Consider the following 15,491-nt stretch of genomic DNA (forward strand, 5'->3'; position numbering starts at 1 on the left):
CTGTCAGGTAAGGGCGACCGCGAGGTCCGGCCCGGCCTTCCTCACCTCTCGTGCAACCGGTCCCGCATCCGCTCGACCGTCCTACAGATCCGCAGTGCGGCACCCGTGGCGGCGGTGTGTCGCCGCCGGTCGAGCAGACGGGCCAGCAGCGCCCAGCCCCCCGGCTGCTCCGGCGCCAGGACGAGTGCCGGGACCAGCGCGGACAGCGCAGGTCCTGCATCACCTTCGTCGGCGAGCGCCTCCGCACGCAGCCCGTGCGCGAAATGCAGCCACGGATACCGGTCGAGCATCTCGGACAGGGCGGGCAGGTCCGGGCTGCGGGGGCCCTGCCCCAGGTGGGCCCACAGCTCCTTTTCGGTGATGGGAGTCGTCTGGTAGGCGGACGGGTCGTCGACCCGGCGGAGCGCGGGCCAGGGGTCGACCAGTGCGGTCGCCGTGCGCCAGCTCGGCCGCAACCAGACCGCGGAAGGCTCCGAGGTGTTCCTCAAGGACTCGGGCAGCAGGGCCCGTTCGCGGGCGAACCGCCTGCCGGTGGTGTCCCCGAGTGCACGGAACTTCTTCTCCACATCGCGGCTGTAGTCCAGTGCCGCGCCCATGCCGCGGATCTCCAGTGCGACCCACAGCGAGGGGAAGTCCGCGTGCAGTTCCTCGAACTGCGCGCACACCGTCTTCAGTCCGAGCGGCAGCCGCACCACGGCCTGCCGCAGCCCGCCCCGACAGGTGACGGCGGCGCAGGTGACCTCGGCCAGCGCCGAGACCCAGGTGTCGAAGTCGTGGGCGGCACGGACCCGGTCGAGACGGGCGTGGACGAAGGCCAGCATCCAGTTGGCCGCACGCTGTGCGGACCGGCCGAGCGCGGGTGCGGGCTCCGTCGGCCAGTAGAGGGGTCCTGTCACCCACTGCTCCGGCGAGGCGGGCACGTCTCGCGTGAAGACACGGGTCAGGTCGCGGGCCGAGGGGGTCTCCTCCCCCGCTGCCCGCAGCAGCAGCGCCACAGCGTCTCCGGCCGCGGACGCGTTCATGGCCTGTCCGGTGGCTGCCAGCTCGACGATCAGCCGCACCGCCTCCGGTACGGCGTCCTGGGCGTCGGTGGCGACGCAGTGCCACAGCGCGGCACGCAGCAGCCGGTCGGTCAGCGCGGCCCGGCGGCCCTCCGCGTCCTCCTGCGACTCGTCCTCAGCCGTGTCCTCGCCGGGTCCATAGCTCTTCCAGCGCACGAACAGCTCGCTGATCCACTGGCTCGGCGTGAGCTGGGGCCATTGTGCGGTGTATCCGGCGAACGGCGCGCCCTCCTGCACGGCGGGAGCCGAGACGACGAACGGGAGGTCGGCCGCGAAGCGCAGGCCGATCTCCTCCTCGGCCGCCAGGGTCAGCGCGAGCAGGATGCGGTTGCGGCGCCGCCGGTATTCCGCCGAAGGCGCCTCCGGCCCGCGATAGGCCATGGCCGCGGTCTGCCGACCGGCGAGCAGCGCCTCCTGGAGGAGGATGTCGATGACCTCCAGCAGCGGCCCGGCCCCCGGAGCGGGGCAGGTGACCAGGGTGGGCGCGGTCACGAGGTCAGTCCCGTCAGGCCGATGGTCGTGACGATGTCACCGAGGTTGGCCCGCGTGGTGTCGAACGCCCGCAGCAGCCACTCACGGGCCGAGACACGGTCGGTGCGCATGTGCTCGATCCCCTGCCGGTACAGCTCCAGCCCCAGGTCGTCCAGGTACTTGCCGGGCTTGGCCGTGGCGGCGGCATGGTTGATCAGCGCGAACACCCGGCGCAGGCGCTGGCGTACCGCGCGTTCGTTGTCCAGGTCACCGAGGGGCAGGTACAGCGCCTCGCACTCCTCGGCCAGATCGTCCAGGACGACCAGTCCCGGCAGCGGTGGCACCGGCCGTCCCTCGAACAAGGCCCGGACCATACGGTACGAGGGGTGGACGCCGATGTCCAGATCCGCCCAGGAACGCAGCGAATCGGCGCCCACGGGCACCACGATGGGGGCGGGTTCGTCGAGGGTGAACAGGACCAGGAGATCGGGACCGCTGTCGTCGGCCAGGGTGCCCGCGCGCACATAGTCCGCGACCTCGGCGTCGCGGCTGTGGAACGCCAGGAAGCAGTACGCCCGGGCGAACTCCCGCAGCCGCCGCAGGTTCTGCGGTTGCAGCAGCTCGTTCAGAGCCCGGATGTTGCCGCTCTGGTTCCGCGTATCCGCCGCGGCCTCTTCGAGCAGAGCCGCCAGGGACAGTACGTACATGCGCTCCCCCGTAACGTCGAGCAACAGCAACCCAACGGGCGCTCACCGCACGCCCGTTGAGCACGATAGCCCTGTCCGGGCAGCGACCGCCGGGAGTTGCGGCGGCCGGGGGGCGGGCGTCGTTCAGGTCAGGGCGTCCGAGAGGCGGACGAAGGTGTGGCCCCTGGCCAGCAGGGCGGGAACGGCCGCGGCGATTCCGCGGGCCGTGCCTCCTGCGGGGTGGTTCATGTGGCACAGGACGATGGATCCCTCACCGGCCGACACGACGGTGGCATGGACCTGTCCCGGGGTGAAGGTGGCGCCCCCGTCGCCGTTGACGGAGAAGCTGACGAAGCGCTCCCCCAGGTCGGTCACGATCCGGGCCGCCACGTCGTCGCAGTAGGCGGTGCCGGAGCGGAAGAAGCGCGGTGGGGCGCCCAGCAGCCGGGTCAGCTTGGCCTGGTTCCCGGCCACCTCGTCGTACACCTCGGCCGCGTCGCGGGTGCCGGGGATGCCGTAGGCGGAACGTCCGGTCACCGACAGCGGGCGGTGCCGGGTGCCGTGGTTGGCGATCTCGAACAGGGGGTCCTGGGCGAGCCGGTGGAACTCCGACGGATTCTCGTCGATCCAGCGGGAGTTGAGGAAGAGTGTCGCCGGGACCTTCCGCGCGCGCAGGAAATCGATCAGCGCCCGGTCGTAGCCGCTGCCGCCGGGTCCGCCGCAGGCATCGAAGGTCAGGGCGATCGCCCGGGTGCCTCGCGGGAGCCGCTGCACCACACCGGGGGCCTCGAAGCCCCAGCTGCGGGGGGCGGAGTGGCCGTAGCGGGCGACGATCTCCGCGCGGGTGACCGCGGGCGCCGTCGCCGACGGCCGCGTGGTGGGGACGGCGGGCGCGGTGGGCGAGCCGGACGCGGAGGGCGCCCCGCCCGACATGCTCTTCTCCGGGCCCGAGCAGCCGGCGAGCACGCCTCCCGCCATGGCCGCCAGCAGCGTCCGGCGCCTGGTCGTCATTCAGTCCCCCACCTGGTCGAAGAGCCGATCAGTCGAAGAGCTGATCAACGGACCGACGCCCGTCCGGACAACCGTACGATGCGACAAGCCCGGAACCGGGGAGGCGACGGACAAAAGATCACCAACGATCCTTGGCTGATCATTTGCCCTGGTGGCGGACGGCGGGCGTGGTGTCCGCCGATCCCCGCCGACAGGCGACACACTGTCGGCGGCCGGGGCGGGGCGGGCCCCGCTAGGGTCGCGCCATGACGCACAGCTTCGCAGTCCACATCCCCGACGCAGAGCTCGAACCGGAGCCGCTCGACCCGGCACAGATCGTCTCCGGCACCCCGGAGGTGACCGGCCAAGTGGTCTGGGAGTCGGAGGACGGCCGGCAGATACGGGGCATCTGGCAGATCACGCCCGGTGTGGTGACCGACACCGAGGCGGACGAACTCTTCGTCGTCATCAGCGGTTCCGCGACGATCGAGGTCGAACAGGGCCCCACGCTGCACGTCGGACCGGGCGACATGGCGGTGCTGCGCGAGGGCGACCGCACGACGTGGACGGTGCACGAGACGCTCCGCAAGGCGTACGCGATCAGCCTCTGACCGTGCGGGAGTTCGCCCTTCCCCGGCGGCCGGGGGGCATTGCGACGGGGCGCGCCGCACACCGGCGGCGCCGCCTTCCGCCGCCGGGCGCGGGCCGCAAGTGTCCCTGGATCTCCGCGGAATTGTCCGTGATCCGTAACGGAGGCATCCTCCGGCCGCCATTCTCCGTCCTGACGGGTGCAGGGAACCCACACAGACGGCAAGGGGCGGGACTGACATGGTGCGGCATGGCGGACGGGGTTGGCGCGGGCGGGTGCTGGCGGCGGCGGTCGGTGTGGCGGCGGTGGCGACCGCGGCCTCGGTGTGGACCGCGCAGGCCGGTCCCGTGGAGAGTCCGCGAGACCGCGCGGACGCCTCGACGTCCCCCTCCGCCACGCCCGAGGCGCGTCCCCCGGCGGGCATACCGCTCTCGGCGGAGATCGCCCACGCCTCCGACGGCGGCGCCCGGGCCGTCAACATCACCATCGACGACGGCCCGGACCCCGTCTGGACGCCGCGGGTGCTGCGCGTACTGCGGGACTACGGCGTGAAGGCCACCTTCTGCATGGTGGGGCCGCAGGCCCAGGCCCACCCGGAGCTGGTCAAGGCGGTAGTCGCGGCGGGGCACCGGCTGTGCGACCACACGGTGTCGCACGACACCGCGATGGACAAGAAGTCCGAGGCCTACCAGTCGCAGCAGATCCTGGACGCCGCACGCATGATCACCGAGGCCTCCGGGGGTGTGAAGCCGCTCTACTACCGGGCCCCGGGCGGCGCCTTCACCCCGTACAGCCGTCATCTGGCCGCCTCGCACGGTATGCGCCCGCTCGGCTGGAACGTCGACACCAAGGACTTCGAGCTGCCCGGCACCGGCGCCATCGTCGCCACCGTGAAGAACGAGCTGTCCAACGGTCCGACCATCCTCTTCCACGACGCGGGCGGCGACCGCTCCCAGACCGTGGCGGCCCTGCGCGAGGTCCTGCCGTGGCTGAAGCAGCAGGGGCACCCCTTCGGCTTCCCGGTGCGCTGACCGGAGCCCGGGCGGGGCGGCCGGTGACGGCCGGCCGGACCGCCTGAGAGCGACCGCATCCCGGGAACGAGACCGTCGGCCGCACCCGGTCCGGGGCGGCCGACGGTTGACAGACCCGAAGTGTGAGTGGTTAATTACTCATATAGGGAGCGCACACCCCACAACAGGGCAGCCACTCCCCCATCGACACCGATTCAGCACAGAGTCAGTACGGCTTCATAAGTGAGTGACCAACCACTCCTCCCTCTAGATATCGACCGATCCGCCACACCACCTCCACGGGAGTCCAGCCATGCAGACCACCGAAATGGTCCTTCCCTCCGTCGGCGAGCCCGAGTCCCTTCAGCTGCGGGTGCGGGAGCTGCCCGAGCCGGGGCCCGGGCAGGCCCTGGTCCGGGTGGAGGCCAGCGGTGTCACCTTCGCCGAGCAGCAGATGCGCCGGGGCAAGTACTACGACATGCCCGCCTTCCCCTTCGTGCCCGGCTACGACCTGGTGGGCACTGTGGAGGCGCTGGGCGCCGCCGTGCCGGGCGGGCCGCGGCCGGTGATCGGGCAGCGGGTCGCCGCCCTGACCAAGACCGGCGGCTGGGCCGACCGCGTCCTGCTCGACACCGCCGACCTGATACCCGTACCCGACGGCGTGGCCGCCGCCGACGCCGAGACCCTGGTCACCAACGGCGCCACCGCCTGGCGCATGCTGCACCACACCGCGAAGGTCCGGCCGGGCGACACCGTCGTGGTCCACGGCGCAAACGGGGGCGTGGGCAGCGTGCTGGTGCAGCTGGCCCGCGCGGCCGGGGTCCGGGTGATCGGGACCGCCTCCGCGCGCAACCAGGAGGCCGTCCGCGCCCTCGGGGCCGTCCCCGTCGACTACCGCGACGACGTTCCCGCCCGCGTCCGTGAACTCGCCCCCGGCGGTGTGGCCGCCGTCTTCGACCACGTGGGCGGCAAGGGCATCCGGGACTCCTGGCGCATGCTCGCCCCCGGCGGCACCCTCGTGTCCTACGGCAGCGCCTCGACCCGTGACCAGCCCGGCAACGGCACCCTCACCGTGCTGCGGCTCGTGGTGCGGCTCGCGCTGTGGAATCTGCTGCCCAACCGGCGCGGCGCCCACTTCTTCAACCTGTGGGCCGGCAAGAGCCGTCGGCCCGCGCGGTACCGGGCCCGGCTGCGCGACGACCTCACCGCGGTCTTCGCCCTCCTTCGGAGCGGGGCCATCAGCGCGCGGATCGACGCGGTCTATCCGCTGGAGCAGGCCGCCGAGGCACTCAGGTACGCCGAGTCCGGGCAGGTCGTGGGCAAGGTCGTCATCGTCCCGGGCGCCGGACGGGACGCCGACGGCACCCGGTGAGGCGCTCCGTGGACCGGGGCCGACGACACCCGTCGAAGCTGTGCTCGGCGGCCCGGCGGCCATGGCGGCCGGGACGGGGCCAGTCGGGTTACTTTTCATCCTGGAGGCACTCGGACGGAGTACGGTCTCGGCTCCCTGCCGTGTCGTGCAGCGCTCAGGGGCGGTGCTCGGGTTGAGGGTGATGACGTTGCCGCTGCGGTCCCGGTGTGCCGGCGAGGTGCCGGCCTTCGCGGCGGTGAAAGGACGAACCTCATGCGAGTGACCCGGACCATGTTCGCCTCCGCGGCAGTTGCCGCGGCCGTCGCGATTTCCGCTCCCGCCGCGCACGCCTTGTCGCCGGCCGGGCTTCGGGTCGCGGAAGGCGGTACCTCCTACGGCAGCCACGAACACGACCCCAGCAGGAACCAGCACCGCCACCACGACGAGGACGAGTCGCAGGCGGGGCAGGACGACAACAGCGACGACGCGGCTCTGAGCGGAGCCGAGGACGGCGACTCCGAGAACGGCGCCCGTCACCACCACCACCACGACGGGCAGGGCCCCCGCGGGGGTGTCCGCGCCGGGGGTGGCTTCCTGGCCCTGGCCGGGAAGCACAACGCCAAGCACGGCGACGACAGCGACGGCTCCGACCTCCAGGGCGGCCAGGAGGAGGACCCGCAGGGTGGCGGTCCCCAGGAGGACCCGCAGGACAGCGCCCAGGAGGGTGGCCAGGACAACTCGTCCCAGGACGACTCCTCCCAGGACGGGACCGAGGCCGACAGCGACTCCTCCGCGCTGAGCGGCGCCGAGGACGGCGACTCGGACAACGCCGCCCGTCACCACGAGGACTCCCGCAGGGACCCGCGGGGCGGCGTCCACGCGGGCGGCGGTGGCCTGGTCGGGAACACCAGCGCCGGCGGACTGGCCGCAGGATCGATTCTGCTGCTCGGCGGCCTCGGGGCGGGCGCCTATGTGCTCCGCCGCCGCAACGCCTCCGGCGCGGCGCGGGCCTGACCCGCTCGTCGCTGACCGGCCCACCCGGCGCCGGACGTTCCACGGCCGCGGCCGCTGTCACCTCACCTTGAGGGACAGCGGCCGCGGCCGTGTCGTGCGGGCCGCCGCAGGCGGCCGTCGGAGCGAAGCGCGGTCGCCGCGCTACGCCACGGCCTTCCCGCCGGTCTGCCGGGGCCGGGGGCGCGGCCCCCGCTTCGACCACCACTGCTGCGCGGGTTCCTCGACATAGCGGTACAGCAGCCAGGCCAGTGTCTGCGAGACCAGGAACGCCCCCACCAGGAACACGATGGCCACATTGCTGTCCGGCTCACCGGGCCAGTAGAGGCGGATGACCTCGTTGACGCTCTGGTGGACCAGGTAGAAGGCGTAGGAGCTGGCGCCCAGCAGCATCAGGCTGCGCCTGGTGAGCAGCCGGGAGCGGCCCGCGGCCTCGTTCTGTACGCACGCCGCGATCAGCAGCGCGGACAGTACGGCGACGACGGGGCGCACCGTGGTCTCCATCTGGTGGGCGACGGTGCCCCCGGCCCATTCGTCGGCACGGGTGTAGACCACCGTGTACGCCAGGATCAGCAGGACCACGGCGTAGGGCCGCAGGGGGAGGCGGTAGCCGCGGCGCATCGCGATGGCGAAGGCGACACCGATGAAGAACTGCGGCAGATAGACGACGGGGTGCCGCATGACCCAGCCGGCGTCGTGGTCGCCGAGGTAGTGGTCCGCCAGGCAGTTCACCGCCCACATCCCGGCAAGTCCGGCCAGGGTGAGCAGCCCGAGGGCCCTGGTCCGCAGCTGCTTCAGCCGCCCGATGAACAGCGGGAAGAGGGCGTAGAAGAGCAGCTCGACGCTGAGGGTCCAGGTGACGGGGTTGCCCGGAAGGTTGGGCACCACCTGGGGGAACCATGTCTGCACCAGCAGCAGCGAGGTGACGAGGCTGAGGACGTCGGTGCGGTCGGTACCCAGGACGTAGAAGACGAAGAGCGCGAGGGCCATGGCGACCAGGTGGGCGGGGTAGATGCGCCCGATGCGCCGCCAGTAGAAGATCTTTCTCTGCCCGCCCGGTTTGTGGCTCCAGGTCAGCAGGAAGCCGGAGAGGACGAAGAAGAACGTCACTCCATGGACGCCGATCTTCGAGTACGGGAAGAGGGCCGGCACATGCCAGACCCCACCACCGGGGCCCACCCCGTTGAAGTGATGGGTGAACACCGCGAAAGCCGCGAAGAACCGCAGACTGGTCAGGGAGGCCAGTCGCGTGGGCAACGGTTCCGGCCGGGGGGCCGGGTCTGGACGCGGAGGGTCGAGGGTGCCGGCCGCCGACAGGGATGCGCTCATGAGGGTTCCACCAGAGAGATCCGGGCACGGGTCCCCACACCCTAGTGATCGTCCAGCCCCGAAGGCGCCACACCGGGCGCGTATGTGACATACCTCGCGTCATGGAACCTCAGGCACCCTGGCGTGGGTACGGCGCCCCGCCGCCGAAGCGGCGGGGCATCCGTCCGGCTCGCCTGCCCCGCCGCAGCGCGCCTACACATCTGTCACGGCAGCTGTTGTGTGCCTCTCATCGCGGCGCGGTGGTCGCGTCGCACAGCTCCCGGTGGTGGTGGAGTTCTTCGATGTCCGCATCGGGGAGGGTGAGCGCGACATCGAAGTCCGACCGGGCCAGATCGGCTCGGCCCTGGGCGAGATGGGCGATTCCGCGGTTGAGGAGGACGTCCGGGTCGTTGCCGACGACATCGAGTGCGGTGGTCAGATCCGCTACGGCGTTGCTGTGCCGGGAGCGGTGGAAGTGCACCACGGCCCGGTTGATCAGCGCGGCCGGATAGTGCGGGTCCCGTTCCAGCACGGCGTCGAAGGCCGCGAGGGCCTGCTCGAAGTCCTCGCGTTGCAGGTGCACGATGCCCTTCAGGCATAGCAGTTGCACCTCTCCCGGGTGCAGGGCTAGTCCGGTGTCCGCGTCGGCCTCGGCGCCGTCGGGATCACCGGTCTCCAGCAGCAGTTCCGCCCGGGCGACCCGGCTTTCCAGGTCCGCGGGCTCCATCGCCAGCACATAGGCGAAGTCGTCGAGCGCTCCGTCCGGGTCACCGGCCCGGACCCGTGCAGTGCCCCGGTTGTAGTACAACTCCGGGAAGGGCGGGGCCAGTTGGACGGCCCGGTCGTAGTCGGCCAGGGCGGCGTCGAAGTCGCCCCGCTCGCGGGAGATCCGGGCCCGCTCGGAGAGGTAGTCGGTGTAATAGGGGTCCATCTCGATGAGCCGGGTGTAGTCGGCGTAGGCCTCTTCCAGCCGTCCGAAGGAGACCAGCAGCCGGGCCCGGTTGTACAGCAGCTGGGAGCGGTGCAGGACCCACTCGTCCTCGTTCAGCTCCTTGTCGAGGCGGGCGATGCAGGACTCCACGAGCTCCAGGGCGTGGGCCCGGTTGCCGCGGTGCATCTCCACCAGGGCCAGGCCGTTGTCGTGGAAGACGCTGAAGGTCCGGCGTTCGGCGGGGTCCGGCAGAAGGCCCGCGATGGCCACCGCGTTGTGCTGCCACTGCACGGCGAGGTCGTGGTCGCGCGGTTGCAGGAAGCGGGTGTGCAGCATGGCGATCGCATAGCTGGTCATCATGTGGATCTTGGGATTGGTGAAGCGGCGCAGCAGGTTCTGGTACAGCTCCAGGGACTCTTCCAGCCGGCCGATCGGGATGCAGGCCGCGGCCGCCTCCCGGGTGAACTCCCAGTAGTCGTGCTCATGAGTGACGGGGTCGCTCAGCTCTCGGCCGCGCAGCCCCAGGTCCACGACGGTGCTGGAGAACCCCGTGGCGACCGCGTGCCGCTGCGCGGCGAGCAGTGCCGCCCGTCCCGCACCCGTGGGGTCGGTGCCGTGTTCGCGGTGGTGGGCGATGGCGCCCATGCGCAGACCCCAGCTGGCCGTGTCCTCCAGACTGTCGGCGCGCCGGTCGTGCAGCCGGGCCACCTCCTGCCGGTCGGCGTCCCGGTATCCGGCGAGTGCTCGCGGGTCGTCGTCGGTGCAGTCGCCGTCGACATAGGCGGCCGCCCATTCGAGGGGGCTCCGGAGCGGCTCGGGGCCGGGGTCGGCCGTGGGGGCCGGGAGGGTGGCGGCGGTGGCGGTGAGCGCGGCCTCGAGTTCCTCGGGGAGGGCGTCGCCGGTGCCGGAGACCACGACGCGCAGCACGTCCGGGTTTGCCCGGCGCACCAGCAGGGCGAGGAGTTCCTGGGTGGTGGCCTCGGCCGCGTGCACCTCCTCGAAGGCCAGCTCCAGGGCGGCCCCGGAGTCGGCGTGGGTCCGGGCCGCGTACTCCAGCAGGAAGGTGACGATGCCCTGGCTCATGCAGCGGATCATTCCGGAGCCGTAGTAGCGGGTCCGCTCCTCGTAGGGGGCGTCGTCGGCCAGGGTGCGCGGGGGCGGGCCGATGAGGTGTGCCAGTTCGGGCATGCCGTAGAGGAGTTCCACCCGGTGGGCCTCGACCAGTTCGGGCCAGCGCCGGTGTGCCTCGGAGAGCACGGTCCGCAGTACGGTGTCGATGCCGGTGTAGGGGCCGCGCAGACGCTGGTGGCAGCGGACGACCAGGGCCCTGCCGGTTCGGGTTCGGATGAGGCGGAGACGGTCCGTGCGCCTGTCGCCCACGATCCGGAGATGGCCCATCATGCGAGTTCAACCTCCGCCGAAGGTGATGTCTTGGGTGTGGAGAGCTCTTTCTCCCGCCGCTTTCTCCTGGAGAGCACGACCAGTGCAACCACCTGGGCGACGTTCATGCACAGGGACACCGCGGCGTCCCAGAAGGCGGCATTGACATGACCGGAGGTGATGGCCTGCCAGGCAATACCGAAATACTCGCGCATCACCGGGACACTGACGAAAACGGTGATGCCGGCCAGTGCGCCATAGCCGAGCACGATGAAAGGGCCGTAGAAATTGCCGACGCGGCGGTCCCGGGGCGTCCACTGTTCCTCGTCCACCACACGGTCCGGGCGCCCGGTAAGACGCCGTACGCGGTTCTTGAGAAGCATCATGGCCGCGTCGTGGAGGTCGTAGCAGTTCCAGGCGGTGGCCGCCACATAGTAGAGGTCGGTCCGCAAATACAGCTGGAACTGCCAGAGAACGCGGACCGCCACCGTGAACGCGAGGGCGAGGCACACCCGCGAGACGAGGGAGAACGATCCGTCGGGATTCCGTGCCGCGTCGGCCACCAGCCCGAAGGTTCCGAGGACCACACCGTCGCAGACGATTCCCGCGAGAAACGGAAGATAGCGTTTCGCACGCGGAACGCTCAGCAGTCCGTTGATCTGGGTCTCGGCCACGATGTAGGTCAGGCGGTTGCTCAGGCGCAGCCGGGTCGGCAGACCCAGTCGGCGTCCGGCCAGGATGTGGAAGCTCTCGTGCAGCAGCAACAGGGGGACCTGGCCGAAGGTGATCACCAGCTGGACCACGAGCAGGGAATGCACAAAGAAGATCTGGGACGGATGCGGAGCCAGATCCGAGTGCCGGGCCAGGGTCCACGCCCAGGCGCCGAGGACCGCCAGATAGCACCCCCACGCGGGCAGGGAAAAGACGGCGCGTCCCAGTCGGCGCAGTCGCACCGGCGGGGCCGGAACGCCCCCCGGCTGCTCCTCACCCTCGCGCCCCTCGCGGACGAAGCCGAGTTCCTCCAGCGTCGCCACGAAATCGTCCAGGTCGACCGGCTCATCGAAAACCGATTCGTACCAGTCGGCAGCAGCACTCAGCGGCATGCCCTGGGCAAGCTGTTTCAGCAATTCCGCCCCGTCGGACGGGAAGACCGCATAGGAGCCGGTATCCAGGCGGCCGACCACCACGTCGTCGCCCTCGGGTACAAAACTCAACTCGTGCAACAACAGGCCGCCATCGGCCACAACCCCTCCCCTACGGCCGGCGCAGGCAACCCGGGTGCGCCGTAACACGGCGCACCCGAGCGCAGCTCATGGAGCGTCGCGTGTTACGCCTGGGCGTGGTACGGGCACTGGCAGGCAGCCGACGTCAGGCGCACATCCCCGGCGCGACGGACGGCAATCTTCTTGACTCCGGCCTTCTTGCCCATGGCGACAGTGGTCTTCATCTGAAATCCCCTCTCATTGGTGGTTCGTCGACCGGTGGCCGACGGCAATCAAAAGTGTTGCCAGCGCGTCTCGAACACAAGGTCGGGTTCGAGCCATTCGGCATGTGCGGCACGCACCACCCGGAAGACAACGATGCCGGTAAACGATTCAACGACGGACCGGGAAGGGAATCCCGGGGTCGACGACGGATTCCGTCGTGCCACCTCCTCCGACATCGTTGCCAGCGCCGAGCGAAAGGACTCTTCCCACATCAGGGGACCCTGGGCCCGGTACGGAAACGGGGAATTCCGGAACGGCGGGGCCATGGGACGGGGGCATCGCCGCATTCCGTTTGGCACCGCGGGGGCCCCCGAAAACGTCCGACATAATGAACGACCGCTCAGTTGCCACCAGATGTTCCGGCGCCGGACGGACCGCCGGACCACCGGACGGCCCTAAGTCCGGTGCGGTGCAAAGGTATTCGGCGGCGGCCATGGGGATGCGAACACGGGTGCGGGGGTGCCGCTCCGCCCGGGCGGGGAGGGCGCGGCGGCCCGAGCGGCGGCGGCCTCCGCGCGGCCTGCTCCCGAGCGCGGGGCACCGGGGCCGTCGGCGGGGACATCACGGCCGGTGGGCGGCGGGGTGACGGTTCGGACGCCGTCGTACGAACGGCGCGTGACAGTGCCCGGGGCCGCACGGCGGGGGCTCGCGCCTCGGCCGCCTCCGCCCCACCGCGGGCCGGACCGGGACCGGCGGCCGGGGCACCGGTCAGGCCCGTCGCGGAAGGAGATTATGAGACGGGGACCTGGCCGGGTGAGGGCTGACCGGAGCCGGGCGGTCCCGCGCGCCCGGACCGCCCGGCGCGGCGTGGCCGGAAGTGACGCTCCAAGCGGCGCACGAGCAGTCGTATCCCGGTCATGGGACGCACCTGCGGGGGTACCGGCTGCCCCATGACTTCCCCGACGGTCTCCTCGACGCCTCGCGCGGCACACCCCGAGCAACTCCGGCGCCTGCACGGCGCCTACGCGCTGGGCGTCGCCGCCTGGACGCTTTCGCTGCTCATATCGCTGCTGAACCACGACGCCAATGTCCGCCAAGTCGTCGTTCTGCTGGGGCTGTTGGCCGCCTTCGCGCTCTTGTGGCTCTGGTCCGCCTGGCAGTTGTGGACCGGCAGGCACAACACCGGTTCGCGGCAGGACAGCTGAGATTCGCCGTCGGGGACGACCGGTGCCGCCGTCACCGTGAGGGCGGCGGACGGTCCGTACGCCCCCGCGCCGTACGCCCTCGCGCCAGCAGCAGGGTGGCGTCGTCGGATCTGGCCTGTCGGCACATCGCCGCGACAGCCCCGGAGGCCAGCTCGTCCAGCGAGGCTCCGGGGCGGGACAGCAGGGCGGCCAGGCGGCCGAGACCGGTGTCGATGTCCTCGGCGCGCGACTCCACCAGACCATCGGTGCACAGGGCGATCAGGGTTCCGTCGGGGATCCTGAACTCCGCGGACTCGAACACCGGCAGCCCGAGGCCGATCGGCACGCCCGCGGGGACCTCCGGGAAGCTCGCCCGGCCCGCCGGGCTGACGAGCAGGGGCGGCGGATGGCCGGCCCGGGCGACCTCCAGCCGCCGACCGGCCGGATCGTAGACGGCGTACACACAGGTCGCGCCCATCGCGGCCGCCGTGCCCTCCCGGTCGTGCGGCGCCAGCCGGTTCACCGTGTGGTCGAGACGGGTCAGCAGCTCGGCCGGGGGCAGGTCCATGTCCGCGAGCGTGCGCAGCGCCGTACGGAGCCGGCCCATGGTCGCCGCCGCGTTGATGCCGTGCCCCACGACATCACCCACGACCAGGGCCAGCCGGTCGCCGGGCAGCTCGATGACGTCGTACCAGTCGCCGCCCACGCCGTGGTCCAGGTCCGCCGGACAGTAGCGGCAGCCGATCTCGACGGCGTCGCTTCCGGCGAGCGCGCCCGGAAGGAGGTTCCGCTGAAGGGCGAGGGCCGTGCTGCGCTCCCGGGTGTACCGGTTGGCGTTGTCCAGGCTCAGGGCGGCGCGGCCGACAAGTTCCTCGGCCAGCAGCAGATCGTCCTGTTCGAAGGGGGCCGGATTGTCGGTGCGGACGAGCACCCCGATGCCCAGGGTCATACCGCGCGCCTGGATCGGCACGATCATCACGGTGTGGATGCCGTTGTCCGCGATGAGCCGCCCGCGCTGCGGATCCAGCGCACCCCAGGTGGAGGCGTCCATCACCGGCTCGATATAGGGCCTGCCCAACGTCAGGACCCGGACGAACGGGGAGTTCGGCGGGACGAAGACGGGCGCCCCGCACGTCCACAGCGCCTCCGGTATCCCTTCGTGGACCGATGCCACTCCGGCGCGCCGGAACGCCGGAACGCGACCGGCGTCGAGGCCCACTCGGGACAGCGGCTCCCCGCCCAGTAACACAGCCTCCACCAGATCGACGGAGGCGTAGTCGGCGAGGCGCGGCACCGCGAAGTCGGCCAGTTCCTGGGCGGTGCGCATGACGTCCAGGGTGGTGCCGATCCTCGTCCCGGCCTCGCTCAGCAGCGCCAGCCGCTCCACCGCGGCCCGGTCGTCGGCCACCGCGACCAGCCAGCCGGTCCTGCCGCTCCGGCCCGTGAGCCGGGAGACGCGCACGGTCAGCTCCAGGGCGTGACCGTCCCGGTGGCGCACCCGTACCGTGCGGCGCCCGGAGCGGATCTGCCGGTGGCCCAGCTTCCAGTGCCGGTGTCCGGGCCGGGGGCCCTCCTCCGTGTCCGGCGCGGCGATCAGATCGTGGGCGGCCCGTCCGAGGACCTCCTCGGCGCGATGGCCGAGCAGCCGCCGGGCGCCGCTCGTCCAGCCGGTCACCAGCCCGTCCGCGTCCAGCAGCACTGCCGCGGCCGTGTCCTCCGGAGGGGGCGCGGGGGCGTCCCGGACGCGGGGCGCTCGGGCAGCCGGGGCCTTTTCGGCCCCGCTCATGGTCTGCTCCCGGCGCACGGGCGCACGGCCGGGGCCCCGCCGGTGCGACGCGGTACGGGCGGGAGCGGCACTTCGGCCCAGATGCGGTACGGGCCACGGGGATCGGTCGGGCACATGCGGATTCCTCGGCATCGGCACCGGGTGCGGTTCCGGCGGCCGCCTGCACACCCGCTCCTCGGCGGGGCCCGTGTCCTAACCGGCGAGCGGGGGAGCGCGCTGCCTTTCGCCCAGCGTACGCCGGACGGGGCGGGGCCACCGGGGGTACGGGACGGGTGCCGGGCCTCCGCCATGGGGTACGCATCGTGC

General features: G+C 71.7%; 12 protein-coding genes. 5 read left to right on the forward strand and 7 right to left on the reverse strand.

Annotation, left to right across the window (positions count from 1 at the left end):
• Positions 1 to 41 precede the first annotated feature (41 nt).
• The 3 genes from ACIHAA_RS30675 to ACIHAA_RS30685 form a co-directional block, all read right to left on the reverse strand.
• On the reverse strand, positions 42 to 1,553 hold the full coding sequence (locus ACIHAA_RS30675) for a hypothetical protein (RefSeq protein WP_399822898.1): 1,512 nt from the start codon (positions 1,551 to 1,553) through the stop codon (positions 42 to 44).
• Positions 1,550 to 2,239 carry a hypothetical protein gene (locus tag ACIHAA_RS30680; RefSeq protein WP_399822900.1) on the reverse strand — a complete coding sequence of 230 codons (690 nt, stop codon included), beginning with the start codon at positions 2,237 to 2,239 and terminating at the stop codon, positions 1,550 to 1,552. The genes ACIHAA_RS30675 and ACIHAA_RS30680 overlap by 4 nt, the downstream gene beginning before the upstream one ends.
• Before the next feature lie 123 nt (positions 2,240 to 2,362).
• Positions 2,363 to 3,229: a polysaccharide deacetylase family protein gene (locus tag ACIHAA_RS30685; protein WP_399822902.1), complete on the reverse strand. Its 867-nt coding sequence runs from the start codon at positions 3,227 to 3,229 to the stop codon at positions 2,363 to 2,365.
• A 245-nt stretch (positions 3,230 to 3,474) separates the two neighbouring features.
• Between ACIHAA_RS30685 and ACIHAA_RS30690 the strand changes: the two genes are divergently transcribed.
• The 4 genes from ACIHAA_RS30690 to ACIHAA_RS30705 all read left to right on the forward strand — a co-directional run bounded on the left by ACIHAA_RS30690 (position 3,475) and on the right by ACIHAA_RS30705 (position 7,172).
• Positions 3,475 to 3,819, forward strand: coding sequence for a cupin domain-containing protein (locus tag ACIHAA_RS30690; RefSeq protein WP_399822904.1), 345 nt, complete (start codon positions 3,475 to 3,477; stop codon positions 3,817 to 3,819).
• A 217-nt stretch (positions 3,820 to 4,036) separates the two neighbouring features.
• Positions 4,037 to 4,828 carry a polysaccharide deacetylase family protein gene (locus tag ACIHAA_RS30695; RefSeq protein ID WP_399822906.1) on the forward strand — a complete coding sequence of 264 codons (792 nt, stop codon included), beginning with the start codon at positions 4,037 to 4,039 and terminating at the stop codon, positions 4,826 to 4,828.
• Between the two features lie 292 nt (positions 4,829 to 5,120).
• Complete coding sequence (locus ACIHAA_RS30700; RefSeq protein WP_399822908.1) at positions 5,121 to 6,179, forward strand: medium chain dehydrogenase/reductase family protein; 1,059 nt, start codon at positions 5,121 to 5,123, stop codon at positions 6,177 to 6,179.
• Positions 6,180 to 6,431: 252 nt separating this feature from the next.
• Entirely contained in the window at positions 6,432 to 7,172 is a 741-nt protein-coding gene (locus tag ACIHAA_RS30705) for a hypothetical protein (RefSeq protein WP_399822910.1), read from the forward strand.
• Between the two features lie 141 nt (positions 7,173 to 7,313).
• Here the strand turns inward: ACIHAA_RS30705 and ACIHAA_RS30710 are convergent, their stop codons facing one another.
• The 3 genes from ACIHAA_RS30710 to ACIHAA_RS30720 form a co-directional block, all read right to left on the reverse strand.
• Positions 7,314 to 8,498 carry an acyltransferase family protein gene (locus ACIHAA_RS30710; RefSeq protein ID WP_399822912.1) on the reverse strand — a complete coding sequence of 395 codons (1,185 nt, stop codon included), beginning with the start codon at positions 8,496 to 8,498 and terminating at the stop codon, positions 7,314 to 7,316.
• A gap of 226 nt (positions 8,499 to 8,724) precedes the next feature.
• The gene (locus ACIHAA_RS30715; RefSeq protein ID WP_399822914.1) at positions 8,725 to 10,809 is read right to left on the reverse strand and encodes a tetratricopeptide repeat protein; all 2,085 of its coding nucleotides are present in this window, start codon (positions 10,807 to 10,809) and stop codon (positions 8,725 to 8,727) included.
• Positions 10,806 to 12,032 carry a hypothetical protein gene (locus ACIHAA_RS30720; RefSeq protein ID WP_399822916.1) on the reverse strand — a complete coding sequence of 409 codons (1,227 nt, stop codon included), beginning with the start codon at positions 12,030 to 12,032 and terminating at the stop codon, positions 10,806 to 10,808. The genes ACIHAA_RS30715 and ACIHAA_RS30720 overlap by 4 nt, the downstream gene beginning before the upstream one ends.
• A 1,133-nt stretch (positions 12,033 to 13,165) precedes the next feature.
• Here ACIHAA_RS30720 and ACIHAA_RS30725 point away from each other — a divergent pair.
• Positions 13,166 to 13,420, forward strand: coding sequence for a hypothetical protein (locus tag ACIHAA_RS30725; protein WP_399822918.1), 255 nt, complete (start codon positions 13,166 to 13,168; stop codon positions 13,418 to 13,420).
• 31 nt (positions 13,421 to 13,451) lie between these two features.
• On the opposite strand, the gene ACIHAA_RS30730 is transcribed toward ACIHAA_RS30725, so the two are convergent.
• Positions 13,452 to 15,185 carry a SpoIIE family protein phosphatase gene (locus ACIHAA_RS30730; protein WP_399822920.1) on the reverse strand — a complete coding sequence of 578 codons (1,734 nt, stop codon included), beginning with the start codon at positions 15,183 to 15,185 and terminating at the stop codon, positions 13,452 to 13,454.
• Positions 15,186 to 15,491: the final 306 nt, after the last annotated feature.

Origin of the sequence: Streptomyces sp. NPDC052040, assembly GCF_044548405.1 — a bacterium.
Lineage (GTDB): Bacteria > Actinomycetota > Actinomycetes > Streptomycetales > Streptomycetaceae > Streptomyces.